Genomic DNA, 20,320 nt, shown 5'->3' with positions numbered 1-20,320 from the left:
TCAATCAGGCAGCACGGGGCAAGTAAAAATCAATCCGTGTCATCCGCGGCCAAATCCGCGAAATCCGTGAAGTGGTTGTTGTGACCCGGTGGACCGCACTCACCGCGGCTTCAGCGCTTCCACCACCTGCATGTGGCCCTGCAGGGCGCCCAGCGTGAGGGCGGAGTTGCCGGCGGTGTCCATGCGGAAGGGGTTGGCGCCGCGCTCCACCAGCAGCTTGGCGACGCGGTCGTGGCCGTTGTTGGCGGCGTACATCAGGGCCGACCAGCCGTGGCTCGCCACGCGGTCCACCGCGATGCCGCGGTCGAGCAGGGCGCGCACCACGCCCATGTGGCCGCGGGCCGAGGCCGCCATCAGCGCGGTCTTGCCATCGTCGTTGGTGGCGTCCAGCTCCGCCCCGGCGGCGGCCAGCGCCTGCACGACGGCCTCATGCCCGCCCCAGGCGGCGTACATCACGGCGGTGGCGCCGTCGGCGGTGCGCAGCTCCGTGCGGGCGCGGTGGTCCACCAGAACCTTCACCGCGTCGGCCAGCCCCTGTTCAGAGGCCAGCATCAGCAGGGTCTTGCCGTTGTCCACGCGCTTGTTCGCGTCGGCGCCGCCGTCCAGCAGGCGCTTCAGCTCGTCCGGCCGACGCAGCAGGGACAGGGCGGAGTCGCGGCTGTCCAGGCTGGGCGGCTGGTTGGCGACCGTGGTGGTCGTGGGGGCGCCCGCCGTCGCGGTGGCCGGAGCGGCGGGTACGGCCGGGCTGACGCGGTGTTCGCTGGCGGCCTTGATGCGCTCGCGCAGGTCGCCGTTGCTCGGCGCCACGATCAGCGCGCGCTCGTAGAAGCGCTTGGCCTCATCGAAGTCGTTGTCGCGCTCGGCCATGGCGGCCCAGCGGCGGTAGGTCTCCTCCATGGTCCCCAGAAGCTCGCCGATCTCCGGCGTGGTGGGGGCGACCTCGCGCAGGCGGGACACGGTCTCGTAGGCATTGTCGCCCGGCGGGGTGGTCAGCCGCTTGGCGATGATCTGCCGGCGCGCCTGGTCGACGAGGCCGCGCACGCGCTGGGTCAGCCCGGCGTCACCGTCCGTCGGCAGGGGGGCGGCCGGCGCCGGGGCCGCGCCCTGGGTCGCGGCGGCGGACGGCCCCTCGTCCACCAGCGGCGGCAGGGTCGCGGAGCCGGACGTCGGCCCTTCGCCCTGGTCGGCGCGCGGCTTCGGCGGAGGAGGCTCCGCCGACAGCGGGTCGCTGGGCGGGGGCAGCACCCGCGGCGCCGTGATGGTCGGGGCCAGCGGCGGCAGCTCCGGCTTGGCGACCGGCGGCGGGGCGCTGTGGGACGGAGCAACGCTTGCCGGGTCGAGCGCCGCGACCTGGGATCCCGTTCCGGAGGCCATGCCGGGCGGCAGGGCGGCGGACGGCGCGTCGGAGCGGACCGGAGCATTTCCCTTCGCCGGAACCGTCCGGTTGTCGGGCGCCGTCGCGGGATTCTGCACGCGGGCGAGGGCGACCGCATCGGGATCACGGGCGGGATCACGGGCGGGATCGCGGGTAGCCGTGGTCGTGCCGGTGTCGGACAGCGGGTTGCCGACATGCTCCGTGACGAAGGCGCGCAGGTCGGTCCAGCCCTGCCGGGCGGCGTCCAGGGCTTTCTCCGGCGAGGCGCCGGGCACCGCCAGCGTCACCGCGGCGCCGGCGGCGCCCAGCAGGATCAGCGTGGTGATCGCCGCACCGGCCAGCGCGGCGTGACGCCGCCGCGGCGGCGCCACCGGCATGTCGGAGGCGAGGGGGGAGCCGGCCTCCGGAATGGTCCAGCCGTCCGGCGCGTCCCAGTCGTTGGCCGGCCAGTCGTTGGTGCGCGGGTCGGCGGTGCGCGGGTCGGCGGTGCGCGGGTCGTTCACGCGCGGGTCGTTGATGCGCTCGGGCGCCGGTGCGGGCGCGCGCAGCTCGCGGCGGGTCGGTTCGCGGGGCGGTTCCTGGGGCGCCGGTTGCGGGGGCGCCGGTTGCGGGGGCGGGCCGATCGGCCGCATGGCGGCGGGGGCGCCGATCCCATTGCCCATGCCCGGGGGCTGGGCCGACGGCGTGACCGACGGGCCGGCGCCCGGGGTCATGCGGTAGATGACGCCAAGCTCGCGCACGGCCTCGGCAAGGCCCGGGCGGGCCAGAGAGCGCTCCATCTCCGGCGTGCCGCACAGCAGGACCTGCAGGAAGCGCCCGCCGGCCGTTTCCGACCGGGTCAGGTCGATCAGGTCGCCCAGAACCGGCGGCGTCAGGACGCCGGCGTTCTCCACCGCCAGCAGCCCGGCCCCGGCGAGGTCCAGCCGCTCCTCCAACTCCTCGATCAGCGTGTCGAAATCGCGCTCGCCATTGTCCGACGGCAGCACCGCGTCGCCGGCGGAGCCGACGAGATCCTCCACCTGCGCGCCCGGGCTGGCCGACACCGGAAGCACCAGGGCGCCGTCGGACTCGACCTGCTCCACCAATTGCCGGAACACCGCGGCACGGCCGGAGCCGGCATCTCCCACCAGAAGCAGCAGACGCTTTCGCGCCAGAAGCGCCAGCAGAAGGCCGTCGAAGACCTCCATCTGGTCGGGCCGCAGGCGCCCGGCCTGGGAGGGCGTGCCCAGCTGCGGCGTGGAGGACGGCGTGGCTTTCGGAGCGGTTCGGTCCATGGGGGCGCGCGCAATCCATAATGAATGAAACATGTATCCTGACTCTAGTGACGCGCCCGCGTCCTGCGACGGTGCAAAGGGGCGGTGCCGTCCCCTCTTTTGGAGAGGGTGGAGCGGCGTCGGGGCTGGTCGGGTGCCGGCGGGGCGGTATAGGGTTGCCTCCTTTTCCACCAGAACCGATCCCATCATGGACGCTGCCATGGACGCTGCCTCTGGGACCCCCGCGCGCATCGGTGTCGACCTCGGCGGGACGAAGATCTCAGCCACGCTGCTGGACGCCGACGGGCGGGAACTGGCGCGGCACCGCGCCGACACGCCGCGCGCCTATGACGCCACGCTCGCCGCGCTGGCGCAGGCCGTCGGGGCGCTGGAGAGCCAAGCCGGCTCCAGGGTGGAGATGGCGGGGGCCACCGTCGGCATCGGGTTGCCGGGAGTCGTGGACAGCGCCGCCGGGACGGTGCGGGCGGTGAACCTGCCCTGGCTGGAGGGGCGGCCCTTCGCGGAGGACGCGGCGCGGGCGCTCGGCCGGCCGGTGCGGATCGCCAACGACGCCAACACCTTCGTCCTGTCCGAAGCGGTGGACGGCGCCGCGGCCGGTGCCTCCGTCGTGTTCGGGATCATCCTGGGCACGGGCGTCGGCGGCGGCATCGTGGTCGACCGGCGCATCCTGCCGGGCGCCAACGCGCTGGCCGGCGAATGGGGCCACACGCCGCTGCCCTGGCGCACGCCGGAGGACGGCCCGCCGGAGCCCTGCGGCTGCGGCCGGAGCGGCTGCGTGGAGACGTTGCTGTCCGGGTCCGGCCTCGCCCGGCTGCACGCGCGGCGGACCGGGGAGGCGATCGAACCACCGGAGATCGCAGCGCGCGCGGCGGCCGGCGACGCGGCGGCCCTGGGGACGCTCCGCCACCACGCCGACGCGCTGGCCCGCGCGCTGGCCGCGGTGATCAACCTGCTCGATCCCGACGCGATCGTGGTGGGCGGCGGGTTGTCGGGCCTGCCGGGGCTGTATGAGAGCGTGCCGGCCCTGTGGGGACGCTGGGCGCTGAGCCCGGCGCCGCGCACCCGCTTCGTCCGCGCGCGGCACGGCGCGGACAGCGGCGTGCGCGGCGCGGCGTGGCTGTGGCCGACCCATTCATAATCGAAACAAAATTGCTGTGATTTGGCGCGACTCTTGCTCCGTTAGGAGCGAACGAAAGGGAGCTGCCCCATGTTTCGCAGAAAAGCTGGTTCTCGTGCCGCCGCCAACCCGACAGCGCTGCATTTTGCAAACCGAAATGCATATCAGGGTATGGCAGGCGCGACGCCTGTGCGTGTTGCAAACGGCGCTGCGACCATGCGGCACCTGGAGCAGGCCTGCGCCCGCCTGCAGGACGCGGCGGAAGAGCTGGAATCGGTGGTCGCGGCGATGCCGACCGCGGATGGACAGGCCGACCTGCACGAGGCCATCGGGTCCATCATGGAGACTCTGCGGCTGGTCGCCTCGGCCCATGCGCGGCTCGACCGTCCGGAGCGCGACGCCGCCGCCCTGCCGACCTGACCGGTATAGCGGTCCGCAATGGAAAAAGGGCGGCTTCCTGCGGAGCCGCCCTTTCTCATTCACCGATGCCTGCGCACGCCCGGTCGAGGGTGCGTCCGGCGCCCGATCACTCGGAAATGGTCTGCCAGAAGAAGAACACGACGGCGGCGACCATCAGGGCGATGTCCATGGGAGTCTCCTCGATCCAGGTTTGGCGTCTCTATACGACAGATTCGCGCGGGCGTGCAGGGTTTCTGTTCGGGTTTCCGTTCAGGGCACCGCCATGGCGCCGCCGATCCAGGTCGCCCGCACCGTCAGATCCGCGTCCAGATGCACGAGATCGGCGGCGAGCCCCGGCCGGATGCGGCCCCGTGTCGCAGCCATGCCCATGACGTCGGCGGGGTAGGCGGCGGCCATGCGCAGGGCCTCGTCCAGCGGGATGCCCACGCGCCGCACCGCGTTGCGCACCGCCGTCGCCATGTCCAGGGCCGAGCCGGCCAGCGTGCCGTCCGCGGTGACGCAGCGCCCGTCCGCCACCTGGATGGCCTCCCCGTAGAGGCGGAAGCCTTCCCCCGGCGGCGCCCCGACCGGCGGCATGGCGTCGGTGACCAGGAACAGGCGGCCGGGCGCCTTCGCCTTCCAGGCCAGCCGGACCGAGGCGTCGTGGACATGGTGCCCGTCGACGATGATTCCGCACCAGACCGCGTCGTCCGCCAGCGCCGCGCCGACCAGGCCGGGCTCGCGGGAGCCGAGTTGGCTCATGGCGTTGAACAGGTGAGTGACGCCGGTGATGCCGGCGGCAAAGCCGTCCCTGGCCTGCGCCCAGCTCGCCGCGCTGTGCCCGGCGGCGACGCGGACCCCGGCCGCGGCCAGCGCGCGGATGGTGGCGTGCGGCACCACCTCCGGCGCCAGGGTGACCAGGGCGGGGAGGTCGGCCAGTGAGTCGAGCAGGGCGCGGTCGGCGTCGTCCGGCGCGCGGATGAAGCGGGCGTCGTGCACGCCGCGGCGCTCCACCGCGATGTGCGGGCCTTCCAGATGGATGCCCAGCACACCCGGCACCCCCTCATCCATGGCGGTGCGGACCGCCGCGACGGCCTCGGCGCGCTTGGCCGCGTCGTCGGTGATGAAGGTCGGAAGCAGGCCCGTGGTGCCGAATCGGCGATGGGCCTCCGCGATTCGCCGCAGCGTCGCGACGTCGGGCGTGTCGTTGAACAGCGCCCCGCCGCCGCCGTTGACCTGGAGGTCGATGAAGCCGGGCGCCAGAAGGCCACCCCCCAGATCCTGCACCTCCGCCCCGGCGGGCAACGCGTCGCGCGCCACGACCCCGGCGATGAGCGGCCCGTCGATCAGCAGGGCGGCCCCGTCGTGCACGGCATCGCCGGTGTGGATCGTGGCGTTGATCAATGCTTTCAAGGACTTGTCCCCGCTGGCGCGCGTTGCGGCGACAGGAAAGCGCCTTGTCGGCACCGGCGCAAGCGTCGGATGCGCGCCTGTAACCACAAAGTTCATGTGGTTACTCCGTTGGAATTGTTGGAGTATGCCGTTTGATAGGGATTGCCAGAGGGGATGGGTTTCTGGCAGAAAAAAGGCCGCTGCACGCAGCGGCCTGAGTTTAGGGAGGAAACGCCCAAGAAGGGCGAAGCAGCAATCGCTTGCTGCGCTGCAAAATTAACAAGTTCTTACGTGGGTGCAAACCCCAAGCGCCGGCCCCCTCGCGGGGCCGAAGCTTTTTCCGGAGAGGGTGTTGCGCGGTTGCCACATGGCTCCGCTGCGCCGAACCGACCCCTCCCTGCGGACGTCGCACGGACCCAAGGCCTTTTCCCCGCCGTTGTTTGTCACCACGTGGGTGATGAAAAGGGAGAAGGCAGCCTTGACCCAACCGACGTCCGACGATTCCCCCGGCGGGACCGCGAAGCCTTCGGCGCTGAACGGGTTCGACTCGTTCGCCGCGGCGCTCGACGGCCGGCAGCCGGCGGTGTTCCTGGATTACGACGGCACCCTGACCCCGATCGTGGAGCGTCCCGACCTCGCCCTGCTGGGCGAGGAGGTGCGGGCCACCATCCGCCGGCTCGCCAGCCTCTGCCCGGTCGCCGTGGTCAGCGGGCGCGACCTGGACGACGTCGCCCGCCATGTGGGGCTGGAGGAGCTGGTCTACGCCGGCAGCCACGGCTTCGACATCCGCGGCCCCGGCCTGCGCACCCAGATCGGCGTGGAGTATCTGGCCGACCTGGACAGCGCCGAGGCCGCGCTGAAGGACGGGCTGTCGGACGTCGAAGGTGTGCTGGTCGAGCGCAAGCGCTTCGCCATCGCGGTCCACACCCGCCGGGTCGCCCAGCCGGACAAGTCCGCCGTCGCGGAGTCGGTGCGCACGGTCGCCGCCGCCCATCCGCAGCTGCGCGTGACCGGCGGCAAGGAAATCCACGAGCTGCGGCCCAACATCCCCTGGGACAAGGGGCGGGCGGTGCTGGCCCTGCTCGACACGCTGGGCTTGGCGGGGGAGGGGACCGCGCCGCTCTATCTGGGCGACGACGAGACGGACGAGGACGCCTTCCGCTCGCTGGCCGAGCGCGGGCACGGCATCGGCATCCGCGTCATGGACCCGCCGGGCGCCACCGCGGCGGCCTGGAGCCTGAAGGACCCGGCGGAGGCCGCCGCCTTCCTGGAACGGCTGACGGACTGGCTCGCCGATTCCTGACGGCGGGGCGCGGGAAATTCATCGACGCGTCATGGGTTCCGGCTTAGTCTCGGCGATTGAGCCAGAGGAGTTCCCCGCCATGGGCATCAGCGCGATCGGTGCGCCCTCCCTTACAAACATGCCACTGCCGAATCTGCCGGAGCCGCAGGCCTCCGCCCTGGCCGGCCTGCAAGGCGCGCAGGCCCGCGCCGAGGACGCCGGGACGCAGCTTGCCGCCGGCAACATCGACCCGGCGGTCGTCGTCAGCCTCAGCAGCGCGCAGGTCGATTTCGCCGCCAACGTCAAGGTCATGCAGGCCGCCGACGACAACACCAAGCGGGTGTTGGACATTTTGGCATAAGCGCGCCCGTAGGTTGGGTGGAGCGCCAGCGCAACCCAACATCGTCGCTGTGCACAGTGTGTTGGGTTGCGCTGGCGCTCCACCCAACCTACGAGACCGCCAGATTAAACAGCCAGATAGGCGCGGCGGGCCTCCTCGTCGTCCAGCAGGGTCCGCATGGGGCCGTCGAAGCGGATTCGGCCCTTCTCGATGACGCAGGCGCGGTCGGCGACGGCGCCGGCGAAGGCAAGGTTCTGTTCCGACAGCAGGATCGACAGACCCTCCGCCTTCAGGGCGCGGACGGCGTCGGCCATCTGCTGCACGATGCGCGGGGCCAGCCCCTCCGACGGCTCGTCGAGGAGCAGCAGCGACGGGTTGCCCATCAGCGTGCGCGCCAGAGTCAGCATCTGCTGCTCGCCGCCGCTCATCCGGCCGCCGCGGCGGCCGCACATCTCCGCGAGGTTGGGGAACAGGGCGTAGAGCCGCTCCGGCGTCCAGGCGGGGGCGCCGGCGCGGGGCGGCTGGCGGCCGACCTCCAGGTTTTCCTCCACGGTCAGGTCGGTGAAGACCCGCCGGTCCTCCGGCACGTAGCCGAGGCCGAGCCGGGCAATCCGGTGCGGGGGCAGGGCGGAGACGTCGCGCCCGTCGAAACCGACCGAACCCGTGCGGGCGTCCAGCAGCCCCATGACCGCCTTCATGGTCGTGGTCTTGCCGGCGCCGTTGCGGCCCATCAGGGCCACCACCTCGCCGCGGCCGACCTGGAGGTCCACCCCCATCAGGATGTGCGCGCGGCCGTACCAGGCCTGGAGATTCCCAACCGTCAGCAGGGGGGCGGCGGTCATGCGGGACTCCCCAGATAGACGGCCTGCACGCGCGGGTCGGCGCGCACGGCATCCGGCGGCCCTTCCGCGATCAGCTGGCCGCGGTCGAGCACGATGATGCGCGTGGCGTGGCCGAAGACGACGTCCATGTCGTGCTCCGTGAACAGCACGGCGAGCCCGCGCTCCCGCACCAGGGAGGAGGTCAGGGCCATCAGGTCCTGCCGCTCCCCCGGCGCCATGCCGGCGGTGGGCTCGTCCATCAGCAGGATCTTCGGATCGCCGGCCAGCGCCATGGCCAGCTCCACCCGCTTCAGGTCGCCGTAGGCCAGCACGCCGCAGGGACGGTCGGCCTGCGCGCCCATGCCGACTCGTTCCAGCAGGGATTGGGCCTCGTCGCGGAAGGCCCCGGCGGCGGGCGTCCACAGGCCGAGCAGGCGGCGGGCGCGCGACAGGAAGACCATCTGCACGTTCTCCGCCACCGTCATGGAGGCGAAGGTGGCGGTGATCTGGAATGTGCGCCCGACGCCCAGCCGCCAGATCTTGCGCGGCGGCAGCCCGACCAGATCCACCCCGTCCAGCCGCACCGTGCCGGCGTCGGGGCGGAGCTGCCCGTTCAGCAGGTTGAAGCAGGTGCTCTTCCCGGCCCCGTTCGGGCCGATCAGCGCCAGCACCTCCCCCGCGGCGAGCGAGAAGGACACGCCGCGCACCGCCTTCACCCCGCCGAAGGCGCGTTGCAGGTTCTCGACCACCAGCTTGGAATTTTGGGGGCGGCTCACCGTTCCGCCCTCCGCAGCCAGAGGTCGCGGGCGAAGCCGGCGATGCCCTTGGGGAAGGCCAGCACCAGCACCACGATGATCAGGCCGAGGCCGAGGCGCCACCAGTCGGTCAGGCTCATCGCCTGTGTCTCCAGCAGGTGGAAGACGGCGGCACCGACCACCGGGCCGCTCAGCGTCTGGATGCCGCCCATCAGCACCATCACCAGCGCGTCCACCGACACCGGGACGGCCATCAGGGTGGGGAAGACGCTGCCCTTGGCAAAGGCATAGAGCCCGCCGGCCAGCCCGGCGGCGGAGCCGGCCAGCGCGAAGGCCAGCCACTGGTGCCGGCGCACGTCGATGCCCACCGCCTCCGCCCGCAGCGCCGAGTCGCGGCCGGCGCGCAGCGTGTAGCCGAAGGGGGCGAAGGCGGCGCGGCGCAGCAGGAGCAGCGCGCCGCCGGCCAGCGCCAGGGTCAGCCAGTAATAGGCCGCCTTGCCCGACGCCCAGCCCGGCGGCCAGACGCCGAGGATGCCGTTGTCACCGCCCGTCACCCCGTACCACTGGAAGACCACCGACCAGGCGATCTGCGCGAAGGCCAGGGTCAGCATGGCGAAATAGAGGCCCGACCGCCGCACGCAGAACCAGCCGGCGATCAAAGCGCCCACGCCGGCCAGCAGGGGGGCGGCGGCCAGGGCCAGCGGCATCGGCGCGGCCAGATGCTTGACCATCAGCGCGGCCCCGTAGGCGCCCAGCCCGAAATAGGCGGCGTGCCCGAAGGACACCAGCCCGCCGAGCCCGATCAGCAGGTGCAGGCTGGCCGCCACCAGCGCCAGGATCACCACCTCCGTCAGCACGATCAGCGCGTAGTCGCCGGCGACCAGCGGCACCAGCGCCAGCACGGCCAACAGCAGGGCGGGCGCCCAGCGGCCGAGCCCGGCGGCGAGGACCAGCGGCGGCCCCGGGCTGGCCGCGGTCGGCGGCGCGTCCTCCGCCCGGCCGAGCAGGCCGTAGGGACGGATCACCAGCACCACCGCCATGAACAGGAAGACCAGCACCAGGGTGATCTGCGGGAAGACCAGGATGCCGAAGGCCTGCAGTTGCCCGATCAGCAGGGAGGCCACGAAGGCCCCGGTCAGGCTGCCCATGCCGCCGACCACGACGACGACGAAGGCCTCCACCACGATGGCCATGTCCATGTGCAGGGTCACCGCTTCCCGCGGGACCTGGAGCGCGCCGCCAAGCCCGGCCAGCGCCGAGCCCAGGAACAGCACGCCGGTGAACAGCCGGGCGGGATCGACGCCGAGTGCGGCGGCCATCTCCCGGTCCTGCGTCGCGGCGCGCACCAGCGTGCCCCAGCGCGTGCGGTTGAACAGCAGCCACAGCAGGCCCAGCACGACCGGGCCGAGGCCGATCAGCACGAGGTCGTAGAGCGGGAAGGGCTGGTCCAGGATGTCGACGGAGCCCTTCAGCCCCGGCGCGCGGCGGCCGAGCAGGTCCTCCGCCCCCCAGGCGGCGGATGCCACGTCCTGCACCACCAGCACGACGCCGAAGGTGGCGAGCAGCTGGAACAGCTCCGGCGAGCGGTAGAGCCGGCGCAGCAGCCCAACCTCCATCAGCGCGCCGAGCAGCCCGACCGCGAGGGAGGCGAGCGCGACGCCGCCCCAGAAGCCCAGCGGCGTGGTGCCCCAGCGCTCGATCAGGCTCCAGCCCATGTAGGCGCCGAGCATGTAGAAGGAGCCGTGCGCGAAATTCACGATCCGCGTCACGCCGAACACGATGGTCAGCCCCGACGACACCAGGAACAGCGTCGCCGCCGCCGCAAGGCCGCTCAGGAACTGGACGAAGTAGAAGGACATGTCAGGGCCGCGCCATGGTTGGGGGCGTGCTCGCGTTGGGCCCCCCTCCCAACCTCCCCCCACTTCGCGGGGGGAGGAGATATTCCCTCCCCCGCGTCAGTGGGGGAGGGTTAGGGTGGGGGCCCAACGCCAGGACTTCTCCACTCACTCAGCCCGCAGCTTGGCCACGGCCTCGTCGGAGGGGAGATAGTTGGCGCCGTCGGCGTAGCGCCAGTCCTTCATGGTGCCGTGGCCGTCCTTGACGGTCGTCTTGCCGACATAGGCGCCCATGGTCGCCTGGTGGTCGAGCGCGCGGAAGGTCACCGGGCCGAAGGGGCTGGTCACCTGGAGGCCGGACAGCGCGTCCACGACCTTCTCCGGATCCGTGGAGCCCGCCTTGGCGACGGCGGCGGCGATCGCCTTGAAGGTGGCGTAGCCGACGACCGAGCCCTGGCGCGGCGGCTCCTTGAAGCGGGCCTGGTAGGCGTCCCGGAAGGCCTTGTGCTCCGGCGTGTCGATCTGCTCCCAGGGGTAGCCGGTGACGATCCATCCCTCCGGCGCCTCGTCCTTCATCGGCTCCAGATACTCCGGCTCGCCGGTCAGCAGGCTGACCACGGGGCGGTTGCGGAACAGGCCGCGGCCCTCGCCCTCGCGCACGAACTTGGCGAGGTCGGCGCCGAAGGTGACGTTGAAGATCGCGTCCGGCTTGGCGGCGGCCAGCGCCTGCACCGTCGGCCCGGCCTCCAGCTTGCCCTGGACCGGCCATTGCTCCGCCACGAACTCCACATCCGGGCGCTTTTCCCGGAGGAGCTGCTTGAACCAGGAGACCGCCGACTGGCCGTATTCGTAGTTGGGCGCCACGGTGGCCCAGCGCTTGGCCGGCAGCTTGGCCGCCTCCTCCACCAGCATGGCGGCCTGCATGTAGGTGCTGGGGCGCAGGCGGAAGGTGTAGCGGTTGCCCTTGGTCCAGGTGATGGCGTCGGTCAGCGGCTCCGCCGCCACGAAGGGGACCTTGTTGCGCGCCGCGAAATCCGCGACTGCCAGCCCGACGTGCGAGAAGTAGGTGCCGGCCAGCAGCGCGACCTTCTCGTTGCTGATCAGCTCCTGCGCGACGCGGACGGCGTCGTCGGGCTTGCCGGCGTCATCGCGGGAGACGACCTCCAGCTTGCGGCCGCCGAGCAGGCCGCCGGCGGCGTTCACCTCCTCCACCGCGAGCTGCCAGCCCTGGCGGTAGGGAATGGTGAAGGCCGGCAGGCCGGTGTAGCTGTTCACCTCGCCGACGCGAATCGGCTCACCGGATGCCGGGCCTGATGTCTGGGCGTAGGAAGCGGCGGGCTGGGCGACGGCGAAAAGGGCGGCGGCGCCCAGAAGCAGAAGGGTGTGGCGGCGGTTCATGGTCCTGCGATACCCCGGCGCGGTTGGCGGATTCGGCGGCGCAACCCTGTGCAACGGAAACCCCTGCGAGGGAGACCCACCGCGGTGGCCGCGTGAACGCGATGGCTGCGTTCATAGCAAACCCACCGCAAAAGTCACCGTTCCGTTGCGTCGCGCCATCGTCGGTCGCTCCGTCCGGGGTCGACCGTCCGACCGCCGCGCAGGCGTCACATCAGCCGGGACAGGAGCGACAGGAAGGTCGCCTGCTCGTCCGCCGACAGCGGCTCCAGCGTCCGGAAATGCGCCTGCATCGCGTTGGCGAGCAGCGTGCCGACAAGCGTTTGCCCGGAGCGCGTCAGGCGCACGCTGGTGCGCCGACGATCCTGCGGATCGGGGTGACGCTCCACCAGGTTGCGCTCCACAAGGCGCAGGATGACGCCCTGGGTGGTCGCCGGATCCATGAAGGTGAAGCGCCCGAGCTGGTTCTGCGACAGCGCGCCTTCGGTCCGCAGCGTCACCAGGGCCGCCCACTGGGTCGGGGTGAGCTGCGCGTCGCCGATGACGTCCATGAAGATGGAGGACGCGCGCTGATGAGCCCGGCGAAGGCGATAGTGCACCTGTTCGGTGAGCAAATATTCGTCAGGCGTCGTTTGGGCGATGTGATCCATGTGCGCACACGAGCTTTGCATGGCCGTCCCGTGGAGCGGGACCAGCGGAGGGGCTGCGGAGCGGCGCGTGCGGGTGTCTTTTCGGACCAAGGCGTCGATTCGAGGGAAAACCTCAAATGTATGCCAAATGCGTGCGTGCTCCGCAGAGAAGCCTATGTACGCAATTTTTGACGGGCAACGTTTGTTTCTGCGGCATAGGGCCACAGTCCTGGATTATTCACCTTTTAATAACCTAAAGCATTCGTTACCAAAATACGGTGTAGGGTCCAAACAGTCGCCGGTGTGACCTTGCGACGGTCTCTTCGGTCGAGCGCCCTAGGCTGGTCTTACCAAGCCGGTTGACCGGATTTCAATTAGGGATTCTGCTTAGGCGGGTATGTATTGGGCGGCGGAGTCTTTTCACGGTCCGACCGCGGGACGTCCCCTTCGGGCGGGGGCACGCTGCCGGGCGTGTAGGGGGGCATACGGTCGTCGCTGGGGTGGATGGGCGACTTGGGCGGCGGGGGCGTGTCGATCCGCTTCGTCATCGTGGCCTGTCTCCTGTTCTGCGGACTGATCCCCTGCTGAACGGGCGGGCGCCGGGACGGTTCCCCACCGCGCGCCGCGCCCAGTCGTATGACGTTCGATGTAAGCGTTGGCATGCAAAGCAATAGTCCGCGCGTCTGACGCAAGTCTTGTTGCGCCAACAGCACACAAACGCGCAAAAACCGCACGCCGTCAGCTTCACTGTTGCATTGACATCACGGTATGAGTTGTCTTTGCAGCGACTGACCGCTTCTGCCGGAGCGGCGATTGCAGAATAGCCCGGCCATTCGGCCGCCCGTCCGATACGTGCCACTGATTTCAGCCTAGCGCGGTGACCCATGAAGCCCAGTTCCCTGTCCTTCCTCGCCCTCGCCCTCGCGTCGACCGTCCTGACGACGCTGCCGGCGTCCAAGCCCGCGAACGCCCAGGAACTGCAGCGCGGCGAGACCGTGCTGGAGCGCCGCCGGCCGGAGGTCGAACAGCTCGGCATCCGCCTCGGTTCGTTCCGCGTCCTGCCGCGCCTGGAAACCGGCGTGACCTATGAAAGCAACGTCTTCGCGACGGAAAACAACACCAAGAGCGACGCGATCTGGGTCACCCAGCCGCGCGTCGACGTCCGTTCGGACTTCAACAATCACGCGCTGAACTTCTCGGCCGGCGGCAGCTTCGGCAACTACTTCGACTACAGCAGCGAGAATTATCAGGACTACCGCGTCCAGGCGGACGGGCGGTACGACATCACCCGCGATTCCTCGATCAGCGGCCTGATCTTCAACCGCCGCGACCACGAAGGCCGGTCCGACCCGGACATCCAGACCTCGCCGGGCACCTCGCGCTTCGCGGAGCCGGTGAACTACTACACCACCGGCGCCGACGCCGCCTTCAACCAGCGCTTCAACCGCCTGCGCTTCCGTCTGTCGGGCCTCGCGCACTACACCTCCTACGAGGACGCGAAGCTGACCAACGGCGTGACGGAGTCGCAGGAGGACCGCGACCGCTGGGACTACGCCACCACCGGCCGCGTGGGCTATGAGTTCATCGAGGGCTACGAGGCCTTCGTCCAGGGCACCTACTCCTGGACCCGCTACCGGCTGAGCCCCGATTTCGGCGGCATCAACCGCGACTCGGACGGTTACGAGGTGGTCGCCGGTCTGTCGAACGACCTGACGGGCCTGATCACCGGCGAGATCTACGCCGGCTACCTGAGCAAGAAGTACGACGACCCGTCGCTGAAGGACTTCAGCGGCCTGGCCATCGGCGGCCGGCTGAACTGGACGGTCACCCAGCTGACCACGGTCACCGCCTCCCTCAGCCGCCAGGTCCGCGAGACGACCTTCACCCGTGGCGTCCAGCAGGCGTCGAGCTACAACCGCACCGTCTTCGCGCTGGGCGCGGACCACGAGCTTCTGCGCACGCTGCTGCTGAACGCCCGCCTGCAGTATCGCCAGGACGACTTCAACGGCGTGGACCGCACCGACAACGTCTACACGGCCGGCGCCGGCGCCAGCTACCAGCTGAACCGCTATCTGTACCTGAACGGCGGCTACACTTACGAAAAGCGTAGCTCGAACCTCAGCGGCTTCGATTACTCGGACAACCTGGTCTATCTCCGCGTCGGCGCCCAGTTGTAACCCGCCGGCCTGGACTTAGGCGAGACTTGCGAAAAGGGCGTTGGCCGACCGGCTGACGCCCTTTTAGTATTCCGGCATATGCAGAGGCGCGATTCCTTTTCCTCCGTTGGCGTTACTTCCTCTCCACTTTTTCCCAAGCGCGTGCGAGTTGCTAGTCTCCCTCCGAGACCGCAAAGGGGCCGGACTGTCCACCAGGACAGGCCCGCCCCGTTGTCCCCACGAGCCAGGGAAGGGTAAGGGATGAAACGACGTCACGTGTTCCGCGCGCTCGGGTTGACCGCGATCGCGGTCGCCATGGCCGCCTGCTCCGGTGTGAATGCGCCCCTTGAGACGGCCGATGTCGGCCAGATGACGGACTACCGTCTGGGCTCCGGCGACGCGCTGCGCGTCATCGTCTTCGGCGAGGAGCAGCTGTCCGGCGAGTTCCGCGTCGACGGCTCCGGCAAGGTGGCCATGCCGCTGATCGGCGAGGTGCCGGCCAAGAACCACACGACCCGCGAACTGGAGTCCGACATCGCCAGGCGCCTGTCGCAGGGCTACGTCAAGGACGCCAAGGTCAGCGTCGAGGTCCTGAACCACCGTCCCTTCTTCATCCTGGGCGAGGTGCGCAACCCCGGCCAGTACCAGTACGTGAACGGGATGACCGCGATGGCCGCGGTCGCCATGGCCGGCGGCTACACCTACCGCGCCAAGGAAGACTACGTGCTGATCACCCGCGGCGCCGACCCGAAGAAGGAACTGCGCCGGGCTCCGATCACCACGCAGGTGATGCCGGACGACGTGCTGCGCGTGCCGGAACGGTATTTCTGAGTCCTCCATCCGCCGGCAGCAGCGGAACGACGCCTCCCTCTCCCCACCCGGGGAGAGGGTTTTTTCGTTTGTGGGCCGCGGCTATTCGTTCCGCTTGTCCCGGCCGCGGTAGTCGCCGGTCATGAAGGCGTCGGCGCCCTTGGCGTGGCCGGACGGGGTGCGCTGGTCCTTCGGCACCTCCATGTCGGTGGCGATCTCGGGCGGCGGGCGCGTGCCCGCGGCTTCGTCGTCTGTGCCGAGCGGCGAGGCCGCGGGATCGGCGGCTGGGACCTTGTCTCCGGTCAGCCCCTTGTCGGTGGCGTCGCGCAGGCGCTGCGCCGCCATGGTCGGCGGGTTTTTGGAACGGTCCGGGGGCGACTCGGCCATGCGGGAACCTCGGTCTGGTGTCGGATGCATCCCGTACCAACCGGGCGGGGGCGCAACGGGTTCCGGGCCATGACCAGTTCCGGGCCGGGTCAGGCGTCCCGCAGATCGGGATCGTCGAGCGAGGCTAGCCAGTCCGCCATGTCGATCATCGGCGGCGGTTCGGCGGCCCGCCGGGCGGTCTCCACCAGCTCCGTGTCGGCGGTGTTGGAATGAACGATGAACCACAGCATCAGCCGGTTCACCTCGTCGCCGCTGACGGTTCCGCCGTTCCGCGCCGTTTCGGCCAGCGAATCGACGGTGGCGAGGAAGCTGCGGTGCGCGTGCTCGTGCTGCTCCCGCCGGTCGGGCGGCAGGACGGCCATCTCCGCCGACTCGGTGTCGAAATGGTGGGCCAGCTCCGTGCGCAGGGCGACCAGCCCCGCGGTGTCGACCGGGCCGCCGCGGGTCAGGGACTCCAGGATGTCCATGATCGCGCCGTGCTCCGCGTCGATGGCGTCGGAGCCGGTGGCCTGCAGCGTGTATCCGGAAACGGCGTGCGTCATGCTGTCCACACCCCCTGGCCCCACAGCCTTGGCAAGGAGCGCATCCCGGGCGCGGAGCCGGTCCGTTGGGACGTCCTTCGGGGGATGGTGCCGGTTGCAGGGCTCGAACCCGCGACCTTCGGTTTACAAAACCGCTGCTCTACCAACTGAGCTAAACCGGCGCTCCGCTCGCGGCGGGCGCATAACTTAGCGTCCCGCGCCGCCGGGGACAAGCATCAGCTCCGCATTTGCCGGCACAAGGGCGGGGGCGACGACGGATCGGTTGCGGGGCAGTCTCCGTTGGGTGACAGTTTTCCGCTGGGGAGGAGCCCCCGGAGACCGCAGCAGACAACACACCGGCGCACCGCAAACGCCACCACCGGGAGACGTCATGAAGCCCACATCCGCCTTGTTCGCGCTGGCGCTCGCCGCGTCCACGGCCCTGACCGCGCCGACGCTCGCCGGTTCGGCGCTGGCCGCCGAAAGCACGGTGAAGCTGCGGATCCTGGAGACGAGCGACCTGCACGACTCGATCTTCCCGTACAACTACTACAGCGACAAGGAAGACCCCTCGCAGGGCTTGGCGCGCACCGCGACGCTGATCCGCAAGGCGCGTGCGGAGGCGAAGAACACGCTGCTGTTCGACGATGGCGACACGATCCAGGGCAACCCGCTGGGCGACTATGTGGCGCGGGAGAAGGGGCTGAAGCCGGGCGAGGTGCACCCGGTCTACAAGGCGCTGAACCAGCTGGGCACCACGGCCGGCACGCTGGGCAACCACGAGTTCAACTACGGGCTCGACTTCCTGGCGACGGTGATGGCCGGCGCCGCTTTCCCCATCTTCTCGGCCAACGTCTTCCACGCGGACGGCGATTCGGACCCGTCCAACGACAAGCCCTATTTCGAGCAGTACCGGATCATCGAGACCAAGGTCACCGACGAGGCCGGGAAGGAGCAGGCGCTGAAGGTCGGCGTCATCGGCTTCGCCCCGCCGCAGATCGTCAACTGGGACAAGAGCAACCTGCAGGGCAAGGCGGTGGCCCACGACATCGTGGCGACGGCGAAGGCGCTGATCCCGCGGATGCGCGCGGAGGGCGCCGACCTCGTCGTGGCGCTGGCCCACAGCGGCCTGTCGGCCGAGCCGCCCCAGGAGGGCGAGGAGAACGCCGCCTACCACCTGACGCAGGTGGAGGGGCTGGACGCCCTGCTGACCGGGCACCAGCACAACGTCTTCCCCGGCCCGATCTACGCCAAGCTGCCCGGCGCCGACATCGCGAAGGGCACGGTGAACGGCAAGCCGGTGGTCATGCCCGGCTTCTGGGGCAGCCACCTGGGCGTCGTCGACCTCGTGCTGGAAAAGGACGGCGGCCGGTGGAAGGTCGCGGACGCCCAGACGGCGACCCGCCCGATCTCCGAGCTGAAGGACAAGCAGCGCGTCGCGCTGGTCGACTCGGACCCGGAGGTGGAGCAGGGCGCCAAGGCGATCCATGAGGAGACGCTGGCCTACGTCCGCAAGCCGGTCGGCGAGACCACCGCGCGCATCCAGAGCTATTTCGCGCTGGTGCAGGACGACCCGTCCATCCAGATCGTCACCAACGCGCAGGCCTGGTACCTGCAGCGGCTGGTGAAGGGCACGGACCTGGAGACGCTGCCGATCCTGTCGGCCGGCGCGCCCTTCAAGGCGGGCGGGCGCGGCGGCGCCGACTACTACACCGACGTGCCGGCCGGGCCGATCGCCATCCGCAACGCCGCCGACCTCTACCTCTACCCCAACACGCTGCGCGCCGTCGTGGTGACCGGCGACGAGGTGCGGGAGTGGCTGGAGATGTCGTCCGGCATGTTCAACACCATCGACCCGAAGAAGACGGAGGAGCAGCCGCTGCTGAACGCCGGCTTCCCCTCCTTCAACTTCGACGTCATCGACGGCGTGACCTACGAGATCGACCTCAGCCAGCCCTGGCGCTACGACATGGACGGCAAGGTGGTGCACCCCGACGCGCACCGGATCAAGAACCTGGCCTACCAGGGCAAGCCCATCGACGAGGCACGGAAGTTCCTGGTGGCGACCAACAACTACCGTGCCGGCGGTGGCGGCAAGTTCCCGGCGCTCGACGGCAAGACCATCGCCATCGAGGCGCCGGACGAGAACCGCACCGCGCTGATCAGCTACATCTACGACCAGAAGACCATCAACCCGTCGTCCGACGGCAACTGGACCTTCGCCCGGCTGGACGGCAACCCGCTGGTCACTTTCGAGTCGTCGCCGAAGGCCAAGGACGTGCTGCCGGCCGACGGGCGGATCGTCGCGGCCGGCGAGGCCGCGAACGGCTTCGCCAAGTACGCGATCAAGCTCGGCCAATAGGGGGCAGGGGAGGGCGCGGCGGCCTCAGCGCAGCCGCGCCACCTCGTACAGGGCCACCGCCGCGGCGTTGGAGACGTTCAGGCTGCCGACCGGCCCCTGGGTGGGCAGCCGCGCGATCAGGTCGCACCGCTCCATGGTCAGCCGGCGCAGCCCGCTGCCCTCGGCGCCAAGGACCAGCGCGGTGCGGCCCGTCAGGTTGCACTGGGCGAGCGTCTTGTCCCCCGACTCGGCAAGGCCCACCGTCCAGAAACCGGCCTGCTGAAGGTCGGCCAGCGCGCGGGCGAGATTGGTCACGCGGACCAGCGGCACCGCCTCCAGGGCACCCGACGCGCTCTTGGCGAGCACGCCGGTGGTCTCCGGCGCGTGCCGCTCCGTCACCACCACCGCCTTGGCCCCGAAGGCCGAGGCGGAGCGCAGGATGGCGCCGACGTTGTGCGGGTCGGTCACCTGGTCCAGGACCACCACGAGGGCCGAGTGGTCCGAGTCGGCCTCCGCGCAGATGTCCTCGATCCCGACCTCCGGCAGGGGCGCCACGTCGAGCGCCACGCCCTGGTGCACCGCGCCCGGAGGCAGCATGCGGTCGAGGTCCGTGCGGTCGGCCGGCATCAGGCCGGGCAGGGCGAGCCCGCGGGCCTTGGCCTGGGCCAGCACGGGCTCCAGCGCGGTGCGGCCCGACTCCGTCGCCATCAGGCGGTGCACGCGCCGTTCCGGGTTCAGCAGGGCCGCGCTGACGGGGTGCAGGCCGTAGAGCAGCACGCCCTGGGCGCCGCGCCCGCCCTGATGGCGGCCGCCCTGGGAGCGCCCGCCCGGACGCCCTTCCTGACGGTTCTCGGCGTTGTTCCTGGGGGCGGACTCCGGGCGCGTGTCGGCTCGGCCGGTCGGGGGGAGGGGCTTGGTCTTGCGGGTCATGGTGTCCGGCGGAAGAGGGTGGGGCGCAGCCCCAACGGGCTAATTTTCACATTTCTGGTTTGGACCGCTTCAGACGTGTTGACAAGGCCCGAAAAATTCTCATAGTGCCGAACTCCGCGGCGGGCACGTCCCGCAGCGGACTGAGGAAGGGTGGCCGAGTGGTTAAAGGCAGCAGACTGTAAATCTGCCCGCGTACGCGTACGCTGGTTCGAATCCAGCCCCTTCCACCACTACCGTCCACGGCTTGTCCGTGATCGCATTTCCCGGTCGCAAGCGCCGGGCGGGGCTCGGCAGGCGGGTGTAGCTCAATGGTAGAGCAGAAGCCTTCCAAGCTTACGACGGGGGTTCGATTCCCCTCACCCGCTCCAATCCCGCGCGCTTAGGGAAACATCGATCTCGGCCGGGCCATTGTGTGCGTCCGGAACGTCGGGAACGAAAGACCAAAGCGATGGCGAAGGCAAAGTTTGAGCGGAACAAGCCGCACTGCAACATTGGCACGATCGGCCACGTCGACCACGGCAAGACGTCGCTGACGGCGGCGATCACGAAGGTGCTGGCCGA

General features: G+C 70.3%; 18 protein-coding genes and 3 tRNA genes. 10 read left to right on the top strand and 11 right to left on the bottom strand.

The window, feature by feature from the left end:
• Positions 1-99 precede the first annotated feature (99 nt).
• Positions 100-2,649: an ankyrin repeat domain-containing protein gene (locus J2851_RS22750; RefSeq protein ID WP_209769097.1), complete on the bottom strand. Its 2,550-nt coding sequence runs from the start codon at positions 2,647-2,649 to the stop codon at positions 100-102.
• Positions 2,650-2,848: 199 nt separating this feature from the next.
• Between J2851_RS22750 and J2851_RS22745 the strand changes: the two genes are divergently transcribed.
• Together J2851_RS22745 and J2851_RS35915 are read left to right on the top strand one after the other, a co-directional pair.
• Positions 2,849-3,787 (top strand): ROK family protein, encoded by a 939-nt coding sequence (locus J2851_RS22745; protein WP_209769095.1) that lies wholly within the window; start codon positions 2,849-2,851, stop codon positions 3,785-3,787.
• Between the two features lie 195 nt (positions 3,788-3,982).
• Positions 3,983-4,186, top strand: coding sequence for a hypothetical protein (locus J2851_RS35915; RefSeq protein ID WP_246500859.1), 204 nt, complete (start codon positions 3,983-3,985; stop codon positions 4,184-4,186).
• A gap of 249 nt (positions 4,187-4,435) precedes the next feature.
• Here J2851_RS35915 and nagA read toward each other — a convergent pair whose 3' ends face one another.
• Positions 4,436-5,578 carry an N-acetylglucosamine-6-phosphate deacetylase gene (gene nagA / locus J2851_RS22735; RefSeq protein ID WP_246500858.1) on the bottom strand — a complete coding sequence of 381 codons (1,143 nt, stop codon included), beginning with the start codon at positions 5,576-5,578 and terminating at the stop codon, positions 4,436-4,438.
• Between the two features lie 457 nt (positions 5,579-6,035).
• Here nagA and otsB point away from each other — a divergent pair, with 457 nt between their 5' ends.
• Together otsB and J2851_RS22725 are read left to right on the top strand one after the other, a co-directional pair.
• Positions 6,036-6,860 (top strand): trehalose-phosphatase, encoded by an 825-nt coding sequence (gene otsB, locus J2851_RS22730; RefSeq protein WP_246500857.1) that lies wholly within the window; start codon positions 6,036-6,038, stop codon positions 6,858-6,860.
• A gap of 79 nt (positions 6,861-6,939) precedes the next feature.
• Positions 6,940-7,200, top strand: a complete 261-nt coding sequence (locus J2851_RS22725; RefSeq protein WP_246500856.1) for a hypothetical protein — start codon at positions 6,940-6,942, stop codon at positions 7,198-7,200.
• A gap of 104 nt (positions 7,201-7,304) precedes the next feature.
• On the opposite strand, the gene J2851_RS22720 is transcribed toward J2851_RS22725, so the two are convergent.
• The 5 genes from J2851_RS22720 to J2851_RS22700 form a co-directional block, all read right to left on the bottom strand.
• Positions 7,305-8,021, bottom strand: coding sequence for an ABC transporter ATP-binding protein (locus J2851_RS22720; protein WP_209769091.1), 717 nt, complete (start codon positions 8,019-8,021; stop codon positions 7,305-7,307).
• Positions 8,018-8,776: an ABC transporter ATP-binding protein gene (locus J2851_RS22715; protein ID WP_209769090.1), complete on the bottom strand. Its 759-nt coding sequence runs from the start codon at positions 8,774-8,776 to the stop codon at positions 8,018-8,020. Before J2851_RS22715 ends, J2851_RS22720 begins: the two co-directional genes overlap by 4 nt.
• Entirely contained in the window at positions 8,773-10,614 is a 1,842-nt protein-coding gene (locus J2851_RS22710) for an ABC transporter permease (protein ID WP_209769089.1), read from the bottom strand. Before J2851_RS22710 ends, J2851_RS22715 begins: the two co-directional genes overlap by 4 nt.
• A 144-nt stretch (positions 10,615-10,758) precedes the next feature.
• A complete protein-coding gene (locus J2851_RS22705; protein ID WP_209769088.1) occupies positions 10,759-11,988 on the bottom strand; it encodes an ABC transporter substrate-binding protein in 1,230 nt (409 codons plus the stop codon).
• 206 nt (positions 11,989-12,194) lie between these two features.
• A complete protein-coding gene (locus J2851_RS22700; protein WP_209769087.1) occupies positions 12,195-12,635 on the bottom strand; it encodes a MarR family winged helix-turn-helix transcriptional regulator in 441 nt (146 codons plus the stop codon).
• Between the two features lie 863 nt (positions 12,636-13,498).
• On the opposite strand from J2851_RS22700, the gene J2851_RS22695 reads away from it, so the two are divergent.
• Together J2851_RS22695 and J2851_RS22690 are read left to right on the top strand one after the other, a co-directional pair.
• Positions 13,499-14,791 carry an outer membrane beta-barrel protein gene (locus J2851_RS22695; RefSeq protein WP_209769086.1) on the top strand — a complete coding sequence of 431 codons (1,293 nt, stop codon included), beginning with the start codon at positions 13,499-13,501 and terminating at the stop codon, positions 14,789-14,791.
• 240 nt (positions 14,792-15,031) lie between these two features.
• Positions 15,032-15,601, top strand: a complete 570-nt coding sequence (locus J2851_RS22690) for a polysaccharide biosynthesis/export family protein (protein ID WP_209769085.1) — start codon at positions 15,032-15,034, stop codon at positions 15,599-15,601.
• 81 nt (positions 15,602-15,682) lie between these two features.
• Here J2851_RS22690 and J2851_RS22685 read toward each other — a convergent pair whose 3' ends face one another.
• The 3 genes from J2851_RS22685 to J2851_RS22675 all read right to left on the bottom strand — a co-directional run bounded on the left by J2851_RS22685 (position 15,683) and on the right by J2851_RS22675 (position 16,670).
• Positions 15,683-15,967 (bottom strand): hypothetical protein, encoded by a 285-nt coding sequence (locus J2851_RS22685; RefSeq protein WP_209769084.1) that lies wholly within the window; start codon positions 15,965-15,967, stop codon positions 15,683-15,685.
• Positions 15,968-16,056: 89 nt separating this feature from the next.
• Complete coding sequence (locus tag J2851_RS22680; RefSeq protein ID WP_209769083.1) at positions 16,057-16,509, bottom strand: hemerythrin family protein; 453 nt, start codon at positions 16,507-16,509, stop codon at positions 16,057-16,059.
• 85 nt (positions 16,510-16,594) lie between these two features.
• Positions 16,595-16,670: transfer RNA gene (locus J2851_RS22675), tRNA-Thr, on the bottom strand.
• 209 nt (positions 16,671-16,879) lie between these two features.
• On the opposite strand from J2851_RS22675, the gene J2851_RS22670 reads away from it, so the two are divergent.
• Positions 16,880-18,850 (top strand): bifunctional 2',3'-cyclic-nucleotide 2'-phosphodiesterase/3'-nucleotidase, encoded by a 1,971-nt coding sequence (locus J2851_RS22670; protein ID WP_209769082.1) that lies wholly within the window; start codon positions 16,880-16,882, stop codon positions 18,848-18,850.
• A gap of 24 nt (positions 18,851-18,874) precedes the next feature.
• On the opposite strand, the gene rlmB is transcribed toward J2851_RS22670, so the two are convergent.
• Positions 18,875-19,759, bottom strand: a complete 885-nt coding sequence (gene rlmB / locus J2851_RS22665) for a 23S rRNA (guanosine(2251)-2'-O)-methyltransferase RlmB (RefSeq protein ID WP_209769081.1) — start codon at positions 19,757-19,759, stop codon at positions 18,875-18,877.
• A gap of 144 nt (positions 19,760-19,903) precedes the next feature.
• Here rlmB and J2851_RS22660 point away from each other — a divergent pair.
• From J2851_RS22660 to J2851_RS22650, 3 genes are all read left to right on the top strand, one after another.
• Positions 19,904-19,989: transfer RNA gene (locus tag J2851_RS22660), tRNA-Tyr, on the top strand.
• A gap of 64 nt (positions 19,990-20,053) precedes the next feature.
• Positions 20,054-20,127, top strand: a tRNA-Gly gene (locus tag J2851_RS22655).
• An 80-nt stretch (positions 20,128-20,207) separates the two neighbouring features.
• A partial coding sequence (locus J2851_RS22650) for a GTP-binding protein (protein ID WP_132295269.1) occupies positions 20,208-20,320 on the top strand: 113 nt, incomplete at its 3' end.

It is taken from the genome of Azospirillum rugosum (genome assembly GCF_017876155.1).
Lineage (GTDB): Bacteria > Pseudomonadota > Alphaproteobacteria > Azospirillales > Azospirillaceae > Azospirillum > Azospirillum rugosum.
Note: the sequence above shows the minus strand (reverse complement) of the source record. Positions and strands in the feature narration are given on the sequence as shown.

Coding starts and splice junctions, on each gene's coding strand:
- J2851_RS22750 (WP_209769097.1), bottom strand. CDS start 2,649: ATGGACCGAACCGCTCCGAAAGCCACGCCGTCCTCCACGCCGCAGCTG.
- J2851_RS22745 (WP_209769095.1), top strand. CDS start 2,849: ATGGACGCTGCCTCTGGGACCCCCGCGCGCATCGGTGTCGACCTCGGC.
- J2851_RS35915 (WP_246500859.1), top strand. CDS start 3,983: ATGCGGCACCTGGAGCAGGCCTGCGCCCGCCTGCAGGACGCGGCGGAA.
- J2851_RS22725 (WP_246500856.1), top strand. CDS start 6,940: ATGGGCATCAGCGCGATCGGTGCGCCCTCCCTTACAAACATGCCACTG.
- J2851_RS22720 (WP_209769091.1), bottom strand. CDS start 8,021: ATGACCGCCGCCCCCCTGCTGACGGTTGGGAATCTCCAGGCCTGGTAC.
- J2851_RS22710 (WP_209769089.1), bottom strand. CDS start 10,614: ATGTCCTTCTACTTCGTCCAGTTCCTGAGCGGCCTTGCGGCGGCGGCG.
- J2851_RS22705 (WP_209769088.1), bottom strand. CDS start 11,988: ATGAACCGCCGCCACACCCTTCTGCTTCTGGGCGCCGCCGCCCTTTTC.
- J2851_RS22700 (WP_209769087.1), bottom strand. CDS start 12,635: ATGGATCACATCGCCCAAACGACGCCTGACGAATATTTGCTCACCGAA.
- J2851_RS22695 (WP_209769086.1), top strand. CDS start 13,499: ATGAAGCCCAGTTCCCTGTCCTTCCTCGCCCTCGCCCTCGCGTCGACC.
- J2851_RS22690 (WP_209769085.1), top strand. CDS start 15,032: ATGAAACGACGTCACGTGTTCCGCGCGCTCGGGTTGACCGCGATCGCG.
- J2851_RS22685 (WP_209769084.1), bottom strand. CDS start 15,967: ATGGCCGAGTCGCCCCCGGACCGTTCCAAAAACCCGCCGACCATGGCG.
- J2851_RS22680 (WP_209769083.1), bottom strand. CDS start 16,509: ATGACGCACGCCGTTTCCGGATACACGCTGCAGGCCACCGGCTCCGAC.
- J2851_RS22670 (WP_209769082.1), top strand. CDS start 16,880: ATGAAGCCCACATCCGCCTTGTTCGCGCTGGCGCTCGCCGCGTCCACG.
- rlmB (WP_209769081.1), bottom strand. CDS start 19,759: ATGACCCGCAAGACCAAGCCCCTCCCCCCGACCGGCCGAGCCGACACG.